Raw genomic sequence first — 15,443 nt, 5'->3', positions numbered from 1 at the left:
CTATCCTTTGATTTTTTTTATTATTTCTTTTGTAAGCTCTAAAAAATCCTTTGCTGCATTGCTTTTTTTGTTATACATGTATACTGGTACATTTTTTTCTTGAGATTTGGAAATGCTTATATTTTTTCTTACTTTTGTATTTAAAAATTTTTCTTTGAATACTTTTTTTAGATAATCAATATATTTTTCTTTGCTTTTATTTCTGATATCATATTTATTTATAAAAACACCGGCAATCTCTAGGTCTTTATTTATTTGCTTGACAGCAGTTATTGTATCTAATAGTTGATTAATTCCTTCAAATGCAAAAAATTCTGTTTCTATTGGTATTAAAAGGTATTTACTTGCAACAAGAGCATTTATTGTGATTATTGATAGAGTAGGAGGACAGTCAAGAATAATAAAATCGTAATTATCTTGTTTATATTGTTCTAAGGCGTTTTTTAGAAAATTCTCCCTTGCGATTTCGTGTACTAATTCTTTCTCAAGTAGTGCTAGCTTAAGACTTGAAGGAATGATATCCAAGTTAAAATTTTTAATGGGTTTGATTTTTTTCTTTTTATATATAAGTTCATAACTTGAATTTATATCTTCTTTTTTTAAAATATTAACTCCGCTACTTGTATTTCCTTGTGAATCAATGTCTATTAGGAGAGCATTTTTATTAAGCAGTGTAATTGAGTAGGCAATGTTTATAGCACTGGTTGTTTTACCAACACCACCTTTTTGATTAATAATGGATATTATTTTCATAAAAGTTTTCTCTTATTGTGTATATTAATAATATTCTATTGTAGAACATAACTAATAAAAATGATAACAATTGTATATAAAATTATTGTTGAAACGATAAAATAATTTATGCATTTTAGACATTTAATCTAATTAGATGTTAATAGGGTTTGAAATTTAATTAAGTTACTGTAATGAATTGATTAAGTAAAATTAGATTATGAAATTTTCTTTCAAAAATGTTATGATGTTTTCTTTGTCTTTTATGTTAAATTGTACTGTGATGTTTATTTTGTCTAGAAAATTTGCATTTGTAATTTTAATTCCTATTTTATTTTTTATTCGTGTAAATAAATTATATTGGTTGTAATCTAAGTTAAGATATAATGTTTCAATTTCTTCCTTTGCTATTAATTTTGATTTTGTAATTACTTCTTGTGCTGCTTTGAAATATGCTTTTGTTAAACCTCCTTTTCCAAGTAGAGTGCCTCCAAAATAGCGTACTGTAATAATTAATGTGTCTGTTAAATTTTTATTTAATATGGCGTCTAGAGTAGGTTTTCCAGCTGTTAATCGTGGTTCTTTGCCATCGCTCATTCCATTTATAAATGAATTTGAATTACCAATTCTAAATCCGTATACTACATGAGTTGCATTTTTAAATTTCAATTTATATTCTCTTAATATTTTGTTTATCTCTTCTCTTTTCTCTACATAAAAAATATATGATGAAAAAATTGATTTTTTAACTTCAATTTTTGCATAAATATTTTCTTTAGGAATTAGTATCATTTAGTTTAATAATATATCATATTTTGTGTGTTGAAGTATTTTTAATTTATGTATATGATTAATAGTGATTATTTTTTTGCAAGTTTTTAAGAGGGGTTAAAAATGATATCAGGTTTAAATCCTACATTAAGATTGTTTAAAGAACATAAAATACTTTACTCTAATATGGAAAGAGGTTTAAAGCCCCTCTTGGAGGTTGATAATTTCATTAATAAATACATTCAAAATAAAGAAGGTTTGGAAATTTATGATAAAGTTGTAGGTAAGGCTGCTGCTGTTATTATTTATAATATTGGACTTCAAAATTTGCAGGCAGGTGTCATTTCTCAACCAGCAAAGGACTTTTTGGAAAGTAGAGGGATAAAAGTAAGTTTTAAAAGACTGGTGGAAAAAATAAATGATAAGACTGAAAATTTAATAGAAAGTTTAGAAAATCCAGAAGAAATTTATAAATATATGATTAAGAGAGGGATTATTGTAAGCAATTATTAAAACTTCTTAAAAATTCAATTTATTTGTTTTTACTTTTAGGATATACAGAGAGAATTAATATCACATTATATATTAATGTTAATAGGCTTCCCCAGTTTAAGTAAAAATTGTCTTTTTCATGATCAAAAAGCCATATTCCGGAATAAATTCCCAAAAATCCTCCTATTGCAGAGGTAAACATAACTAAATTTGGATCGATTGTATGTTTAGTAATTTGAGTTTTGCCGTTTCGGGTAGTTTCTCTTTCAGAGAATTTACTGTCGATGAAAATCATGACAAGTCCAGCAAGCGTGATGCACAGGAAATAAATCATGAATATCTTTTTGATGAGTTTAAACATAAAAATTTACCGCCTTTTAGTTTGCAGTCGTTAAAATTAAATAACAATATAAATATAGCATAAAAATGGATATTTTATTATATAGTCATATAAAAACTAATTATTTTTATTAAATTACAAGGTATTTCAAGGATAATTAATTTATGTGGAATTTTTGTGATGAGAATTTGGGTATTAAATATCATTCTTATGAAATGGTAATTTAATTCAATTTTGATGAGTTGTATTTTGAAATTTTAAGGAGATTATGTGTTATACATTGTGGGAACACCCATAGGTAATTTAGGTGATATTACGTATCGTGCGATTGATATTTTAAGGTTAGTTGATGTTATCTTTGCTGAGGATACAAGAATTACTAATAGGCTTTTATCTCATTATGGTATTGTTAAAAAGTTAATTTCCTGTAATGCAGTAATAGAGCATAAGAGAATTGGGTTATTGTTAGAATACTTATCTAATGGAAAAAATGTAGCTTTTGTTAGTGATGCGGGAACACCTTGTCTTAGTGATCCTGGTGGTTTACTTGTTGATGCAGCATTTAAAAATGGGTATAAGGTTTGTCCTATTCCAGGTATTAGTTCTTTTAATGCAATTATTAGTGTAAATCCTTTTAAAGATAAAGTTATAGTCTTTGAAGGGTTTTTGCCGAACAAAGGGATTAAAAGGATAAAAAGAATTGAGGAACTTTACCATAAAGGCGATGCGTTTGTTCTCCTTGAATCTAGTCATAGGATTTTGAAATTGTTATTTGAGATTTCTTTAGTAAATTTAGATGCTAATGTTCTTGTTGGACGTGAGATGACGAAATTATATGAGGAATATAAAGTTGGTAAGCCTTTAGAATTAAAAAAATATTTTGAGGTAAATAACAAAAGTAAAGGAGAATTTACGGTTTTGGTTAGTAGAAAATCTAAAGCTTTGTATAATTGATATATTCTAATAACATGTGTTTTGCAATTATGAGAGAAATTTATTTATTGATGTTTTATGGCAAAAAATAAAGATAAGGAAATTTATAAATGTTTAAATTGTGGATATAAATCTTTAAAATGGTTAGGAAAGTGTCCTGAGTGCCTTAGTTGGGAAAGCCTAGAGCATTATACTGAATTTAAATCTGGCTATGATAGGAATTTGAGTAAGCAGCAAAAAGAGATATTGTCTTTAAAGGATTATAATCAAGTTGACAATGTTAGGCATTTAACAGGTATTGATGAGTTTGATAGAGTGCTTGGTGCTGGTATTGTAATTGGTAGTGTAATTTTGATATCGGGAGAGCCTGGCATTGGAAAATCAACTTTTTTACTTCAAATTTCTAATATTCTTTCACTTTCGGGCAAGAATGTACTTTATCTTGCAGGTGAAGAATCGATTCTACAAATTAAATTAAGAGCAAATAGACTAAAGATTTCTTCTGATATATTAATAACTAATGAGATAAATGTTGATTCTTTAATAGAGATACTTGCAAAAGTTGAGCTTGATTTTGTGGTTATTGATTCTATTCAAACTTTGCATTCAAGAGAGGTTCAAGGTGGTTTTGGAGGGGTTTCTCAGTTAAAACATTGTGTTTACAAGCTTGTAGAGTGGGCAAAGAGTAGAAATATAACTTTATGTTTAGTGGGACATATTACAAAGGATGGCATTTTGGCCGGACCGAAGATAATAGAACATATGGTGGATTCTGTTTTTTATTTTGAGGAAGCAGAAAAATCTTTACGTATGCTTAGGGCTACCAAAAATAGATTTGGTGCTATTAATGAAATAGGTATCTTTAAAATGACGAATTTGGGACTTGTTGAAATTAAAGATCCTTCTGCTATTTTTTTAGAAAAAAAGGAAGAAATATCTTCGGGTATTGCTATTGGCATCATTAATGAAGGGAGTAGAGTTTTGTTTGTTGAAATACAAGCTTTAATTACAAGGACAGGCATGAGTATTCCTAGAATTTTTTCTGAAAAAATAGATTCTAAAAAAATATCAAGAATCTTAGCCGTTCTTAGTAAATATTTAAATCTTAATTTTAATAATGATGATGTATATGTTAATGTTTCTGGAGGGATTAGGGTTGACGACATAGAAATTGAACTTGCTGTTTTAGTTGCATTATTTTCTGCTAAGACCAATGTCATTATAAATCAAGAATTGATCTTTACAGGTGAGATTTCTCTTTCAGGAGAAATCAAAACTTCTTCTAGTATTGAGAGTAAGGTTGTTACAGCTAGGAAAGCTGGATTTAAGAGTGTTTGGGGTGCTAATTTAAGAGATAATTGTTATGACGGATATGAAGGTGTAGGCAATGTTTTAGGTATTGTTAGGCGATTAGTGCAAGATAAAAAGGTAAATGATCATAAAAACAGTTTGTTAAAAAATATTAATATAAAAAAATAAAAATAAGTATTGACAAAGCATAAAGTATGTTATAAAGTGATAAGAGTTGATATTGAGAATTGGAAGAGAAGAGAAGGGAAGAGTTAAGTAAGGTTTAATAGCCAAATAAAATAAATAACCTGTTAATTTTAAAATTAAAAAATAAAAATAACGAAGAGTTTGATCCTGGCTTAGAACTAACGCTGGCAGTGCGTCTTAAGCATGCAAGTCAGACGGGATGTAGCAATACATTCAGTGGCGAACGGGTGAGTAACGCGTGGATAATCTACCTATGAGATGGGGATAACTATTAGAAATAGTAGCTAATACCGAATAAGGTCAATTAAGATGTTAATTGATGAAAGGAAGCCTTTAAAGCTTCGCTTGTAGACGAGTCTGCGTCTTATTAGCTAGTTGGTGGGGTAAAGGCCTACCAAGGCTATGATAAGTAACCGGCCTGAGAGGGTGAACGGTCACACTGGAACTGAGATACGGTCCAGACTCCTACGGGAGGCAGCAGCTAAGAATCTTCCGCAATGGGCGAAAGCCTGACGGAGCGACACTGCGTGAACGAAGAAGGTCGAAAGATTGTAAAGTTCTTTTATAAATGAGGAATAAGCTTTGTAGGAAATGATAAAGCGATGACGTTAATTTATGAATAAGCCCCGGCTAATTACGTGCCAGCAGCCGCGGTAATACGTAAGGGGCGAGCGTTGTTCGGGATTATTGGGCGTAAAGGGTGAGTAGGCGGATATGCAAGTCTATGCGTAAAATACCACAGCTCAACTGTGGAGCTATGCTAGAAACTGCATGACTAGAGTCTGATAGGGGAAGTTAGAATTCCTGGTGTAGGGGTGGAATCTGTTGATATCAGGAAGAATACCAGAGGCGAAGGCGAACTTCTAGGTCAAGACTGACGCTGAGTCACGAAAGCATAGGGAGCAAACAGGATTAGATACCCTGGTAGTCTATGCTGTAAACGATGCACACTTGGTGTTAATCGAAAGGTTAGTACCGAAGCTAACGTGTTAAGTGTGCCGCCTGGGGAGTATGCTCGCAAGAGTGAAACTCAAAGGAATTGACGGGGGCCCGCACAAGCGGTGGAGCATGTGGTTTAATTCGATGATACGCGAGGAACCTTACCAGGGCTTGACATATACAGGATGTAGTTAGAGATAACTATTCCCCGTTTGGGGTCTGTATACAGGTGCTGCATGGTTGTCGTCAGCTCGTGCTGTGAGGTGTTGGGTTAAGTCCCGCAACGAGCGCAACCCTTATTGTCTGTTACCAGCATGTAAAGATGGGGACTCAGACGAGACTGCCGGTGATAAGCCGGAGGAAGGTGGGGATGACGTCAAATCATCATGGCCCTTATGTCCTGGGCTACACACGTGCTACAATGGCCTGTACAAAGCGAAGCGAAACAGTGATGTGAAGCAAAACGCATAAAGCAGGTCTCAGTCCAGATTGAAGTCTGAAACTCGACTTCATGAAGTTGGAATCGCTAGTAATCGTATATCAGAATGATACGGTGAATACGTTCTCGGGCCTTGTACACACCGCCCGTCACACCACCCGAGTTGAGGATACCCGAAGCTATTATTCTAACCCGCAAGGGAGGAAGATATCTAAGGTATGTTTGGTGAGGGGGGTGAAGTCGTAACAAGGTAGCCGTACTGGAAAGTGTGGCTGGATCACCTCCTTTCTAAGAGAAAGATATTATTTAAGGTAAAATGTTGTTTTAATTTTAACTCTTCCTTTGTTTTTTCTAGTAATTTTTTTGGGGGTTTAGCTCAGTTGGCTAGAGCATCGGCTTTGCAAGCCGGGGGTCAAGGGTTCGAGTCCCTTAACCTCCATTTATTTATTGTAGAAATGAATGGAGGTTAGGTCTTATAAATAGTTTGTTGTCTTGGGTCAGTTAGAGTTGGTTTTAAGCATTAAAAAGATTCGGATAATTTTTTAATATCCAGATAAATATCTTTTGTATTTCTTTTTAAGAGTTTCTTAAATCCAATGATTTGTTAATCAGAAGTAGTTTCTTAATATGACACACGATTAAATAGTAAGAGTATCTTTTCTTTTGTTGAAAATTATTTTACTTAGTAACCTAATATATTTAATTGATGACTTGTAGGAGATAATTTTTACTTCATATAAATTAAAATGTTTTTGTTTCTATTAAATGGGTATAATGTATGTTTTGATATTGCAGATCATGTTTTTATTTTACTTATTTTCTTAATGCTTCTTGTTATAAGTTGATTATTATAGATATAAAACTCTTGATTAAATTTATTTTGGATTACTTGATTGAAATCGCTGAGTAATTAAAGGGATTAAAGCTTAGTTATTGGGATCAGGAGGAGTTGAACCTCCGACCTCAGGTTTATCAGACCTGCGCTCTAACCACCTGAGCTATGATCCCTAAACTATCCTTATCCTTTAAGATTCTATTTAACTTTATGATGTTTGTCAATAATACAGTGCATTTTTCTATAGCAGTTTGTTGTATTTATCTATTATTTTCGATTTTTATTGCAAACTTGTTTCAATTATAATAAGTTTTGAATTTGATTTTTATTTTGGTTTAGAATTGTATTGATGAATAGAGAATTTTTTATGCAAGATGCTGTTAGTGTGGCCAAGTCTCTACTTGGTCACTTGTTGGTTCGAAAAATAGATGGTAAAGAACTTATTTCAAGGATTGTTGAAACAGAAGCTTATATGGGTATAATAGACAGGGCTTGTCATGCTTATGGAGGTAGAATGACAAGTCGTACCAGAGCCATGTATAGTATTGGGGGATATGCTTATGTTTATATGATTTATGGTGTGTATTATATGTTGAATGTTGTAGCATCTAATGAACATAATCCCCATGCTGTTTTAATAAGAGGTGTTGAACCGATTTCACCAAAAATTGATGGCGTATTTACTAATGGACCCGGTAAACTTACTAGATTTTTAAATATAGATTTGAAGTTTAATAAAGTGGATCTTATTAATAATTGTGAGCTTTTTTTACGAAAAGGTTTATCTTTTGATTTTGAAGTTTCATGTTCAAAAAGAATAAATGTTGATTATGCAGGTGAAGAGTATGCGAGTAAACTCTGGCGATTTTACATAAAGGGCAATAGGTTTGTTTCTAGATGTTAGTATTCTTTATTACTTTTCAAGAATAGGATCAATTATTTCTTTGACAAAGTCTTCGACTTGATATGAGGCAAAACCTATATTTTCATTTGGATTTAAAATTTCATCTATATCTTTAGGTGTTAATTTAAAGCTTTTATCGTTAAGGATTAATTTAATTAAGTCGTTTTCGGTTGTTCCTGAATCAAGGTTTTCTCTTACTTGCATTGAATAAATTCTTATCTTTTCATGTAAAGTTTGTCTGTCACCTCCATTTTTTGTTGCTTTCATTAATATGTCTTCTGTTAATAGGAATGGCATTTCTGTTTTAACATGTTTTTCAATTATTTTTTTGTTTACCTTAAGATTGTTAAATATTTTATTTAGTAATATCAATATGGCATCAGCAGCTAAGAATGTTTGAGCAATATTTAGTCTCTTGCAAGCTGAATCATCAAGAGTTCTTTCAAGCCATTGAGTTGCCACTATAAATCCACCACTTGATTGTAGGCTCATTATAAACTTAGCAAGAGAAGCTACTCTTTCACTATAAATAGGGTTTCTTTTGTAGGGCATTGCTGATGAACCTATTTGATGTTTATCAAAATGCTCTTCAATTTCTTTAAGATGTTGCATAAATCTAATATCATTAGTAATTTTATGTGCGCTTTGGGCTAGATTGCTTAGTAAGTTTAATATTAATGAATCAAATTTGCGATCATAAGTTTGACTAGTTATTTTATAAACTTTATCGAATCCCATTTTTTTTGCAAGGTTAATGTCTAGGGTTTTAACCTTTTCAAAGTTAGATAAAAATAACTCTTTAAAGCTATTTTGGTTTCCAACTGTTCCTTTGACTCCTCTAAAACACATATTGGATGTAATGAAATTAAGTTCTTCAAAGTCAAAAATTAGACTTTGAAGCCACAAGCTACTTCTTTTTCCAAGAGTTGTTAATTGTGCTTCTTGTAGATGTGTAAAGCTAAGTATTGCCAGATTTTTGTGTTTTATTGAGAACTCTTTTAAAGTTTTGATAAGTTGTACCAGTTTATTTTTAATGATTAATAAGGCTTCTTTAATTTGTATTAGATCTGTATTGTCCATTAAATACGCACTTGTAACACCAAGGTGTAGGATTTTTCTAGCATTATTTCCGGCTAAGTCGGCATAAGCGTAAAGATGTGCCATGACTTCGTGTTGAAATTTTGCCTCATATTTTTCCACGAGTTCGAAATCAATGTCTTCAATGTGTTTGTATAGCTTATTGAGTTGTTTGTTGTCAATATCTATTCCTAATTCTTGTTGAGCTAAAGCTAAGTTGTACCACAATTTTCTCCATGTAGTATACTTAAATTTTGGTGAAAAAATGTAAAGCATTTCTTTGCTTGCATATCTTGATTTTAGGGGGTTTATATATTTATCCACTTTTTATTCCTGAAAATGGTTTTTTCTCTCTCTGCTCCAAGAGATAGAATTGAGATTTGAACTCCTACTTCTCTTTCTATAAATTCGATATACTCTCTAGCTTCAATAGGCAACTCATCATAATGTTTGATATTTCTAATATCTTGTTTAAATCCTTTAAAGACTTTGTATACAGGTTGAACTTTTTCAAGTATTTCACAAGAAGAGGGTATATAGTTATATATTTTTCCTTGAAATTCATAGGCTGTGCATATCTTAAAATCTCCAATATCGTTTAATATATCTAGTTTAGTTAATGCTAAATGGTTTAATTCATTAAGATTTATCGATTTTTTAATTGTTAAAAGATCAAGCCAGCCAATTCTCCTAGGTCTTTTTGTTGTTGAACCATATTCTTGTCCCTTTTCCCTAATTTTATCCCCAATAGGACCTGAGATTTCAGTTATAAAAGGTCCTGAACCAACTCTTGATGAAAATGCTTTTATTATACCAATCTTTTGTTTTATTTTTGAGATAGGAATACCACATCCTGTTGCTGCCGTAATTAATGTATTACTTGATGTTACAAATGGAAACGTTCCATGTTCAATGTCAAGCATTGTACCTTGAGCTCCTTCTATCAAGATAGTTTTTCCTGAATTTATTGCATGATTTAATATTTCTTCTGTATTTGTAATTGCAGATTGAAGCATTACTGCATATTCTTTATATTTGCTTAAGATGTCGTTGTAATTAAGAGGCTTATCGTTGTATATCTTTTCTATGATTTCATTTTTTTCATCTAAATTTATTTTGAGTTTTTTTTTAAAAATCTCCATATTAAGTAGGTCAGTAGCTCTTATACCAGTTCTGTTGATTTTATCGGCATAACAAGGACCAATGCCTCGTTTTGTGGTTCCAATCTTATATGTATCCTTTTTTTGTTCGCTTAGCTCGTCAAGTTTAATGTGATAAGGCATTACTATGTGAGCTTTGTCACTTATGAGTATTTCTGTCTTTATGTTATTGTGCTTGAGTGTTTCAAGTTCTTCAATTAAGATTAATGGATTAATTACTACACCAGGTCCAAGTATGCATTTTGCTCCTTGTAAAACACCTGATGGTAATAGATTGAAAATAAATTTTTTATTATTGACAACGATTGTATGTCCGGCGTTATTCCCTCCATTAAACCTTACAACATAATCTGATTTTGATGAGAGAAAATCTATAATTTTTCCCTTGCCTTCATCTCCCCATTGAGTACCAATAACTGCATAAATTGACATTTATTTCTCCTCTTCGTTATTTATTTATACTACGTTCTTTAAAGTTCTGTATTTTTTGTTAAGCTTAATACCATGGCCTACTATTAAAACATTTTTGATTTCAAATTCAGTGTAGTCTATTTTTAATTTTATTAATCTTCTATGTAATTTGTTAAAAGGGATAAAAATTTTAATCTCTTTGAAATTCTTGCTTTTTAAGCATGCAACAATTTTATTGTGTGTCGCTCCGGTGTTTATGGTGTCATCAAAGATTATTATATATCTGTTTTCTATATTAATATCTTTCTTTATCATCACGTTCAGTGAAGAATAAGTGTTATTTATATAACTTGAGTCTTGCAAAAAATCCATTTTTATGTTCAGTCCAATCTTTCTTATAATATCTGAAAAAACATGAAAGAGCCTTTAAGAATATGGTAAAAACTATATTATTTTTATTGTAGTTTCTAACCTTTTTGAGCTAGACTTTTAATTTTGCTTCTTTTTAAGTGAACTTGTGATTTCATAGACCATCCAGATTTATATCTAGCTTTTTATCTTCAATATTTTGACATCATCATTATATTTTTTTTGTTAATTTAATTCAAGTCAGAGTTAAAAGTCATAAATTTAATGTGATATCATTTATTGAAAAAGAGGGAATTATTATGAATGCCAATTATCAAAAATATAAGATGTTAGTTTTTGATCTTGATGGAACCTTACTTAATAGCAGTCATGGAATTACGCCGTTGACTCTTAAAGTTCTTTTAAAGTTAAAAGATGATTTTCATATAGTTATTGCTACTGGTAGGAGATTATGTGAAATTAAGGACATTTTAATGCTTCTTAAAGAAGCTCAAATTGATGAGCGTTATATTGTAACAGCCAATGGGGCTGAGGTATTTTTAGAAAATGATCTGATTTTGAGATGTAATATAAATTATGATGTAGTAAGAGAAATTATTAAGGTAGAAAAAGGGGATATTGATATTAGTCTTTATACTCTTAATGATTGGTATTCTGATAGAGAGATTAGAAGTCCAATTATGAGTTATTTTATTAGGAATTTAGGAATAAAACCTGTTATTACTAATTTATTTGAGCTTAAAATAGATTCTTGTTCTAAGATTGTTTATTATTCTCATGATTTTTCTAAACTAGAAGGGTTTGCAAATAAAATTAGGGAGAAAAATTTTAGGAATATAAATGTGTTTTATTCTGCTAACGATCTTTTGGAAATTACAAGTATTGATGCTAGTAAGTACAATGCTATTAAAAGTATTTCTGTTTTAGAATGTATTGATATTAATGATATTTTGGCGTTTGGAGATAGTGGCAATGATTATGATATGTTAAGGAATGTTGGCAAAGGTATTCTCATGAAAAATGCAAGCGAGTTTGTTAAGAATAATTTGCCAAGCAATGAGCTTACGAAATTTAGTAATGATGAAGATGGAGTTGCAAGGTTTTTAATTGAGTTTTTTAACCTTGATATTTATTTTAGGTAATCTTTCTCTTATATCTTATCTAAACTAATTTAGATATAAACCACTTAGGTTATAAGTGTCTATTTTACTTTTTTTAAAATAAATATTTTAATTATGATTCCATATGATTTATGTGTTTTTCATAGTCATTTTATGTTTAAATTATGAGATTGTTTTTTTATAGGCATACTTGATTTAGTGCTTTTTATATGTATGCTTTAATTTTGAAAAAATTATTTAATAAAAAGTGTGATAATAGTATTGACATAGTAAAACTAAAAGTATATATTATTTTATGTTGTATAAACGATTGGCAAATTAGAGATGGAAGATAAAAATATGGTCAAAGTAATAAAGAGTCTATGGTGGATGCCTAGGAGCTTTAAGGCGAAGAAGGTCGTGGTAAGCTGCGAAAAGCTTGGGGGAGAAGCAAACATTTTATGATCCCAAGATCACCGAATGGAGTAATCCAATTAGCTAGATGCTAATTATTTACTACTTATGTAGTAAAGGCAATACCAGGGGAAGTGAACCATCTAAGTACCCTGAGGAAAAGAAATCAAAGAGATTCCCTAAGTAGTGGCGAGCGAAAGGGGAGTAGCCTAAACTTTAAATGTGTCAAGCTGCAGAGCGTTGCATTTAGAGGGTTGCAGGACGCTTGAAGCTTAGTCTGCAATAAGCTGAGAAGTTACAAAATATTTATATAGAAGAATAACCTGGAAAGGTTAGCCAAAGAAGGTGATAGCCCTGTAATTTAAATATAAATATCTTCTTAAAGATGTTCCTAAGTAGGACGGGACACGAGAAACCCTGTCTGAAGCTGGGGAGACCACTCTCCAAGGCTAAATACTATAAAGCTACCGATAGTGAAGAGTACCGTGAGGGAAAGGTGAAAAGAACCCCGGGAGGGGAGTGAAATAGAACTGAAACCGTAGACTTACAAGCAGTCAGAGCCATGATTATTCATGGTGATGGCGTGCCTTTTGCATAATGAACCTGCGAGTTATCATGTCTAGCGAGGTTAAGGCATAGTAGTGCTGGAGCCTGAGCGAAAGCGAGTCTTAAACGGGCGATTTAGTTAGATGTGGTAGACCCGAAGCCGAGTGATCTATTTATGGCCAGGCTGAAGCTTGGGTAAAACCAAGTGGAGGGCCGAACTCTAGTCTGTTTAAAAAGGCAGGGATGAGCTGTGAATAGGAGTGAAAGGCTAAACAAACTCGGAGATAGCTGGTTCTCCTCGAAATGGATTTAAGTTCAGCCTTATTTTAGTGCAATAGAGGTAGAGCACTAATTGAGCTAGGGCCTGTCAAAGGGTACCAAACTCAGTTAAACTCCGAATGCTATTGCATGATGAATAGGAGTGAGACTATGGGCGATAAGGTCCATGGTCGAGAGGGAAACAACCCAGACCAACAGCTAAGGTCTCAAAAATGTGTTAAGTGGAAAAGGAGGTTTAGGTACGTAAACAGCCAGGAGGTTGGCTTAGAAGCAGCCATACCTTTAAAGAGTGCGTAATAGCTCACTGGTCGAGTACTTAAGCGCCGATAATGTAACGGGGCTAAATACATTACCGAAGCTTTGGATTCTAATCTATGTTAGAATGGTAGAGGAGCGTTCTGTAAGCCTGAGAAGTTAAACTGGAAAGTTTAATGGAGGTATCAGAAGTGAGAATGCAGGTATGAGTAACGAAAAAATGGGTGAGATCCCCATTCGCCGAAAACCTAAGGTTTCCTGGGTAAAGGTCGTCTTCCCAGGGTTAGTCGGCCCCTAAGGCAAAGCTGAAAAGTGGAGTCGATGGGAAACGGGTTAATATTCCCGTACCTCTTATAGTTTCGATTGGAGTGACGCATGAGGTTAACTACTGCTAGGCGATGGTAGTCCTAGTTTAAGCATTAAGGTGTTGATTTTAGTAGGCAAATCCGCTAAGAGAGCTGAGATGTGATGATGAGTGTTGTTTAGGCAACATGAAATGTAGGTAGTCAAGGTGCCAAGAAATAACTTCTAAGGTTAGGCTATAAGGGACCGTACCGCAAACCGACACAGGTAGGTGGGATGAAAATTCTAAGGCGCGCGAGAGAATCCACGTTAAGGAACTCTGCAAAATACATACGTAACTTTGGGATAAGTATGACCTAAGAGATTAGGTAGCATAAAAATGGTCCAAACGACTGTTTACCAAAAACACAGGTCTCTGCAAATCTGCAAAGAGAAGTATAGGGACTGACACCTGCCCGGTGCTGGAAGGTTAAGAGGAAATGTTAGTGTAAAAGCGAAGCATTGAATTCAAGCCCCAGTAAACGGCGGCCGTAACTATAACGGTCCTAAGGTAGCGAAATTCCTTGTCGGGTAAGTTCCGACCCGCACGAATGGTGTAACGATTTGGACGCTGTCTCAACGTGGAGCTCGGTGAAATTGAAGTATCGGTGAAGATGCCGATTACTTGTGGTTAGACGGAAAGACCCCGTGAACCTTTACTACAGCTTGGTATTGAGATTTGGTTAAATATGTGTAGGATAGGTGGGAGACTTTGAAGCTATCTCGTCAGGGATAGTGGAGTCATCCTTGAAATACCACCCTTGTTTAATTAAGTTTCTAACTCATAGTGAATATGAGGAGAGTGCCAAGTGGGTAGTTTGACTGGGGCGGTCGCCTCCTAAAGAGTAACGGAGGTGCGCAAAGGTTACCTTAGAGTGGTTGGAAATCACTCTGTAAGTGTAAAGGCATAAGGTAGCTTAACTGTGAGACTGACAAGTCGAGCAGATACGAAAGTAGGTCTTAGTGATCTGGCGGTAGCGAGTGGAAGCGCCGTCACTTAACGAATAAAAGGTACTCCGGGGATAACAGGCTTATCCTTCCCAAGAGTTCACATCGACGGAAGGGTTTGGCACCTCGATGTCGGCTCATCGCATCCTAGGGCTGGAGCAGGTCCTAAGGGTATGGCTGTTCGCCATTTAAAGCGGTACGCGAGCTGGGTTCAGAACGTCGTGAGACAGTTTGGTCCCTATCTGCCACAAGCGTTGGATATTTGAGAGGCGCTATCTCTAGTACGAGAGGACCGAGATGGACGAACCTCTAGTGTACCAGTTATCCTGCCAAGGGTAAGTGCTGGGTAGCTACGTTCGGAAGGGATAACCGCTGAAAGCATCTAAGTGGGAAGCCTTCCTCAAGATGAGATATCCTATTAGGGTCCTGGAAGAAGACCAGGTTGATAGGTTAGAAGTGTAAGTATAGTAATATATTAAGCTGACTAATACTAATTACCCGAATCTTTGGCCATATTTTTGTCTTCCTTATAAATACACCCTGGTGATTAAAGAAAAGAGGAAACACCTGTTATCATTCCGAACACAGAAGTTAAGCTCTTATTCGCTGATGGTACTGCGAGTTTGCGGGAGAGTAGGTTATTGCCAGGGTTTTTTGTTT

General features: G+C 33.3%; 11 protein-coding genes, 2 tRNA genes and 3 rRNA genes. 9 read left to right on the top strand and 7 right to left on the bottom strand.

The annotated features are described in order from the left end of the window. Both N187_RS02105 and N187_RS02100 read right to left on the bottom strand, forming a co-directional pair. Positions 1–753: a ParA family protein gene (locus N187_RS02105; RefSeq protein WP_025419610.1), complete on the bottom strand. Its 753-nt coding sequence runs from the start codon at positions 751–753 to the stop codon at positions 1–3. A gap of 192 nt (positions 754–945) precedes the next feature. After that, entirely contained in the window at positions 946–1,524 is a 579-nt protein-coding gene (locus tag N187_RS02100) for a YigZ family protein (RefSeq protein ID WP_025419609.1), read from the bottom strand. A gap of 102 nt (positions 1,525–1,626) precedes the next feature. Between N187_RS02100 and N187_RS02095 the strand changes: the two genes are divergently transcribed. Then, positions 1,627–2,016 (top strand): DUF1893 domain-containing protein, encoded by a 390-nt coding sequence (locus N187_RS02095; RefSeq protein WP_025419608.1) that lies wholly within the window; start codon positions 1,627–1,629, stop codon positions 2,014–2,016. A gap of 19 nt (positions 2,017–2,035) precedes the next feature. On the opposite strand, the gene N187_RS02090 is transcribed toward N187_RS02095, so the two are convergent. Continuing rightward, positions 2,036–2,356, bottom strand: coding sequence for a hypothetical protein (locus tag N187_RS02090; protein WP_025419607.1), 321 nt, complete (start codon positions 2,354–2,356; stop codon positions 2,036–2,038). Positions 2,357–2,605: 249 nt separating this feature from the next. On the opposite strand from N187_RS02090, the gene rsmI reads away from it, so the two are divergent. From rsmI to N187_RS02070, 4 genes are all read left to right on the top strand, one after another. Beyond that, positions 2,606–3,289, top strand: a complete 684-nt coding sequence (gene rsmI / locus N187_RS02085; protein ID WP_025419606.1) for a 16S rRNA (cytidine(1402)-2'-O)-methyltransferase — start codon at positions 2,606–2,608, stop codon at positions 3,287–3,289. A gap of 57 nt (positions 3,290–3,346) precedes the next feature. Then, the gene (gene radA, locus N187_RS02080; protein ID WP_025419605.1) at positions 3,347–4,747 is read left to right on the top strand and encodes a DNA repair protein RadA; all 1,401 of its coding nucleotides are present in this window, start codon (positions 3,347–3,349) and stop codon (positions 4,745–4,747) included. A gap of 147 nt (positions 4,748–4,894) precedes the next feature. Next, a 16S ribosomal RNA gene (locus N187_RS02075) occupies positions 4,895–6,431 on the top strand. A gap of 77 nt (positions 6,432–6,508) precedes the next feature. Next, a tRNA-Ala gene (locus N187_RS02070) sits at positions 6,509–6,582 on the top strand. Positions 6,583–7,077: 495 nt separating this feature from the next. Here N187_RS02070 and N187_RS02065 read toward each other — a convergent pair. Continuing rightward, a tRNA-Ile gene (locus N187_RS02065) sits at positions 7,078–7,151 on the bottom strand. Between the two features lie 176 nt (positions 7,152–7,327). Here N187_RS02065 and N187_RS02060 point away from each other — a divergent pair. After that, complete coding sequence (locus tag N187_RS02060) at positions 7,328–7,882, top strand: DNA-3-methyladenine glycosylase (RefSeq protein ID WP_025419604.1); 555 nt, start codon at positions 7,328–7,330, stop codon at positions 7,880–7,882. 9 nt (positions 7,883–7,891) lie between these two features. On the opposite strand, the gene purB is transcribed toward N187_RS02060, so the two are convergent. The 3 genes from purB to N187_RS02045 are packed head-to-tail and all read right to left on the bottom strand — an operon-like array spanning position 7,892 to position 10,902. Then, a complete protein-coding gene (purB, locus tag N187_RS02055; protein ID WP_025419603.1) occupies positions 7,892–9,283 on the bottom strand; it encodes an adenylosuccinate lyase in 1,392 nt (463 codons plus the stop codon). Beyond that, a complete protein-coding gene (locus N187_RS02050) occupies positions 9,268–10,551 on the bottom strand; it encodes an adenylosuccinate synthase (RefSeq protein ID WP_025419602.1) in 1,284 nt (427 codons plus the stop codon). Before N187_RS02050 ends, purB begins: the two co-directional genes overlap by 16 nt. A gap of 24 nt (positions 10,552–10,575) precedes the next feature. Further along, positions 10,576–10,902 carry a phosphoribosyltransferase family protein gene (locus tag N187_RS02045; RefSeq protein WP_233275056.1) on the bottom strand — a complete coding sequence of 109 codons (327 nt, stop codon included), beginning with the start codon at positions 10,900–10,902 and terminating at the stop codon, positions 10,576–10,578. A 296-nt stretch (positions 10,903–11,198) separates the two neighbouring features. Between N187_RS02045 and N187_RS02040 the strand changes: the two genes are divergently transcribed. The 3 genes from N187_RS02040 to rrf all read left to right on the top strand — a co-directional run bounded on the left by N187_RS02040 (position 11,199) and on the right by rrf (position 15,433). Further along, entirely contained in the window at positions 11,199–12,041 is an 843-nt protein-coding gene (locus N187_RS02040) for a Cof-type HAD-IIB family hydrolase (RefSeq protein ID WP_025419601.1), read from the top strand. A gap of 320 nt (positions 12,042–12,361) precedes the next feature. Continuing rightward, a 23S ribosomal RNA gene (locus N187_RS02035) occupies positions 12,362–15,297 on the top strand. A gap of 25 nt (positions 15,298–15,322) precedes the next feature. After that, a 5S ribosomal RNA gene (gene rrf / locus N187_RS02030) occupies positions 15,323–15,433 on the top strand. Positions 15,434–15,443: the final 10 nt, after the last annotated feature.

It is taken from the genome of Borrelia anserina Es (genome assembly GCF_001936255.1).
In the GTDB taxonomy this organism is placed as follows: domain Bacteria; phylum Spirochaetota; class Spirochaetia; order Borreliales; family Borreliaceae; genus Borrelia; species Borrelia anserina.
This window is presented reverse-complemented; position numbering and strand designations above follow the sequence as displayed.

Bases quoted from the DNA above. Each gene is read 5' to 3' on its own strand.
- N187_RS02090 (WP_025419607.1), bottom strand. From the start codon at position 2,356: ATGTTTAAACTCATCAAAAAGATATTCATGATTTATTTCCTGTGCATC.
- N187_RS02045 (WP_233275056.1), bottom strand. From the start codon at position 10,902: ATGGATTTTTTGCAAGACTCAAGTTATATAAATAACACTTATTCTTCA.
- N187_RS02040 (WP_025419601.1), top strand. From the start codon at position 11,199: ATGAATGCCAATTATCAAAAATATAAGATGTTAGTTTTTGATCTTGAT.
- N187_RS02100 (WP_025419609.1), bottom strand. From the start codon at position 1,524: ATGATACTAATTCCTAAAGAAAATATTTATGCAAAAATTGAAGTTAAA.
- radA (WP_025419605.1), top strand. From the start codon at position 3,347: ATGGCAAAAAATAAAGATAAGGAAATTTATAAATGTTTAAATTGTGGA.
- N187_RS02105 (WP_025419610.1), bottom strand. From the start codon at position 753: ATGAAAATAATATCCATTATTAATCAAAAAGGTGGTGTTGGTAAAACA.
- N187_RS02060 (WP_025419604.1), top strand. From the start codon at position 7,328: ATGAATAGAGAATTTTTTATGCAAGATGCTGTTAGTGTGGCCAAGTCT.
- N187_RS02050 (WP_025419602.1), bottom strand. From the start codon at position 10,551: ATGTCAATTTATGCAGTTATTGGTACTCAATGGGGAGATGAAGGCAAG.
- N187_RS02095 (WP_025419608.1), top strand. From the start codon at position 1,627: ATGATATCAGGTTTAAATCCTACATTAAGATTGTTTAAAGAACATAAA.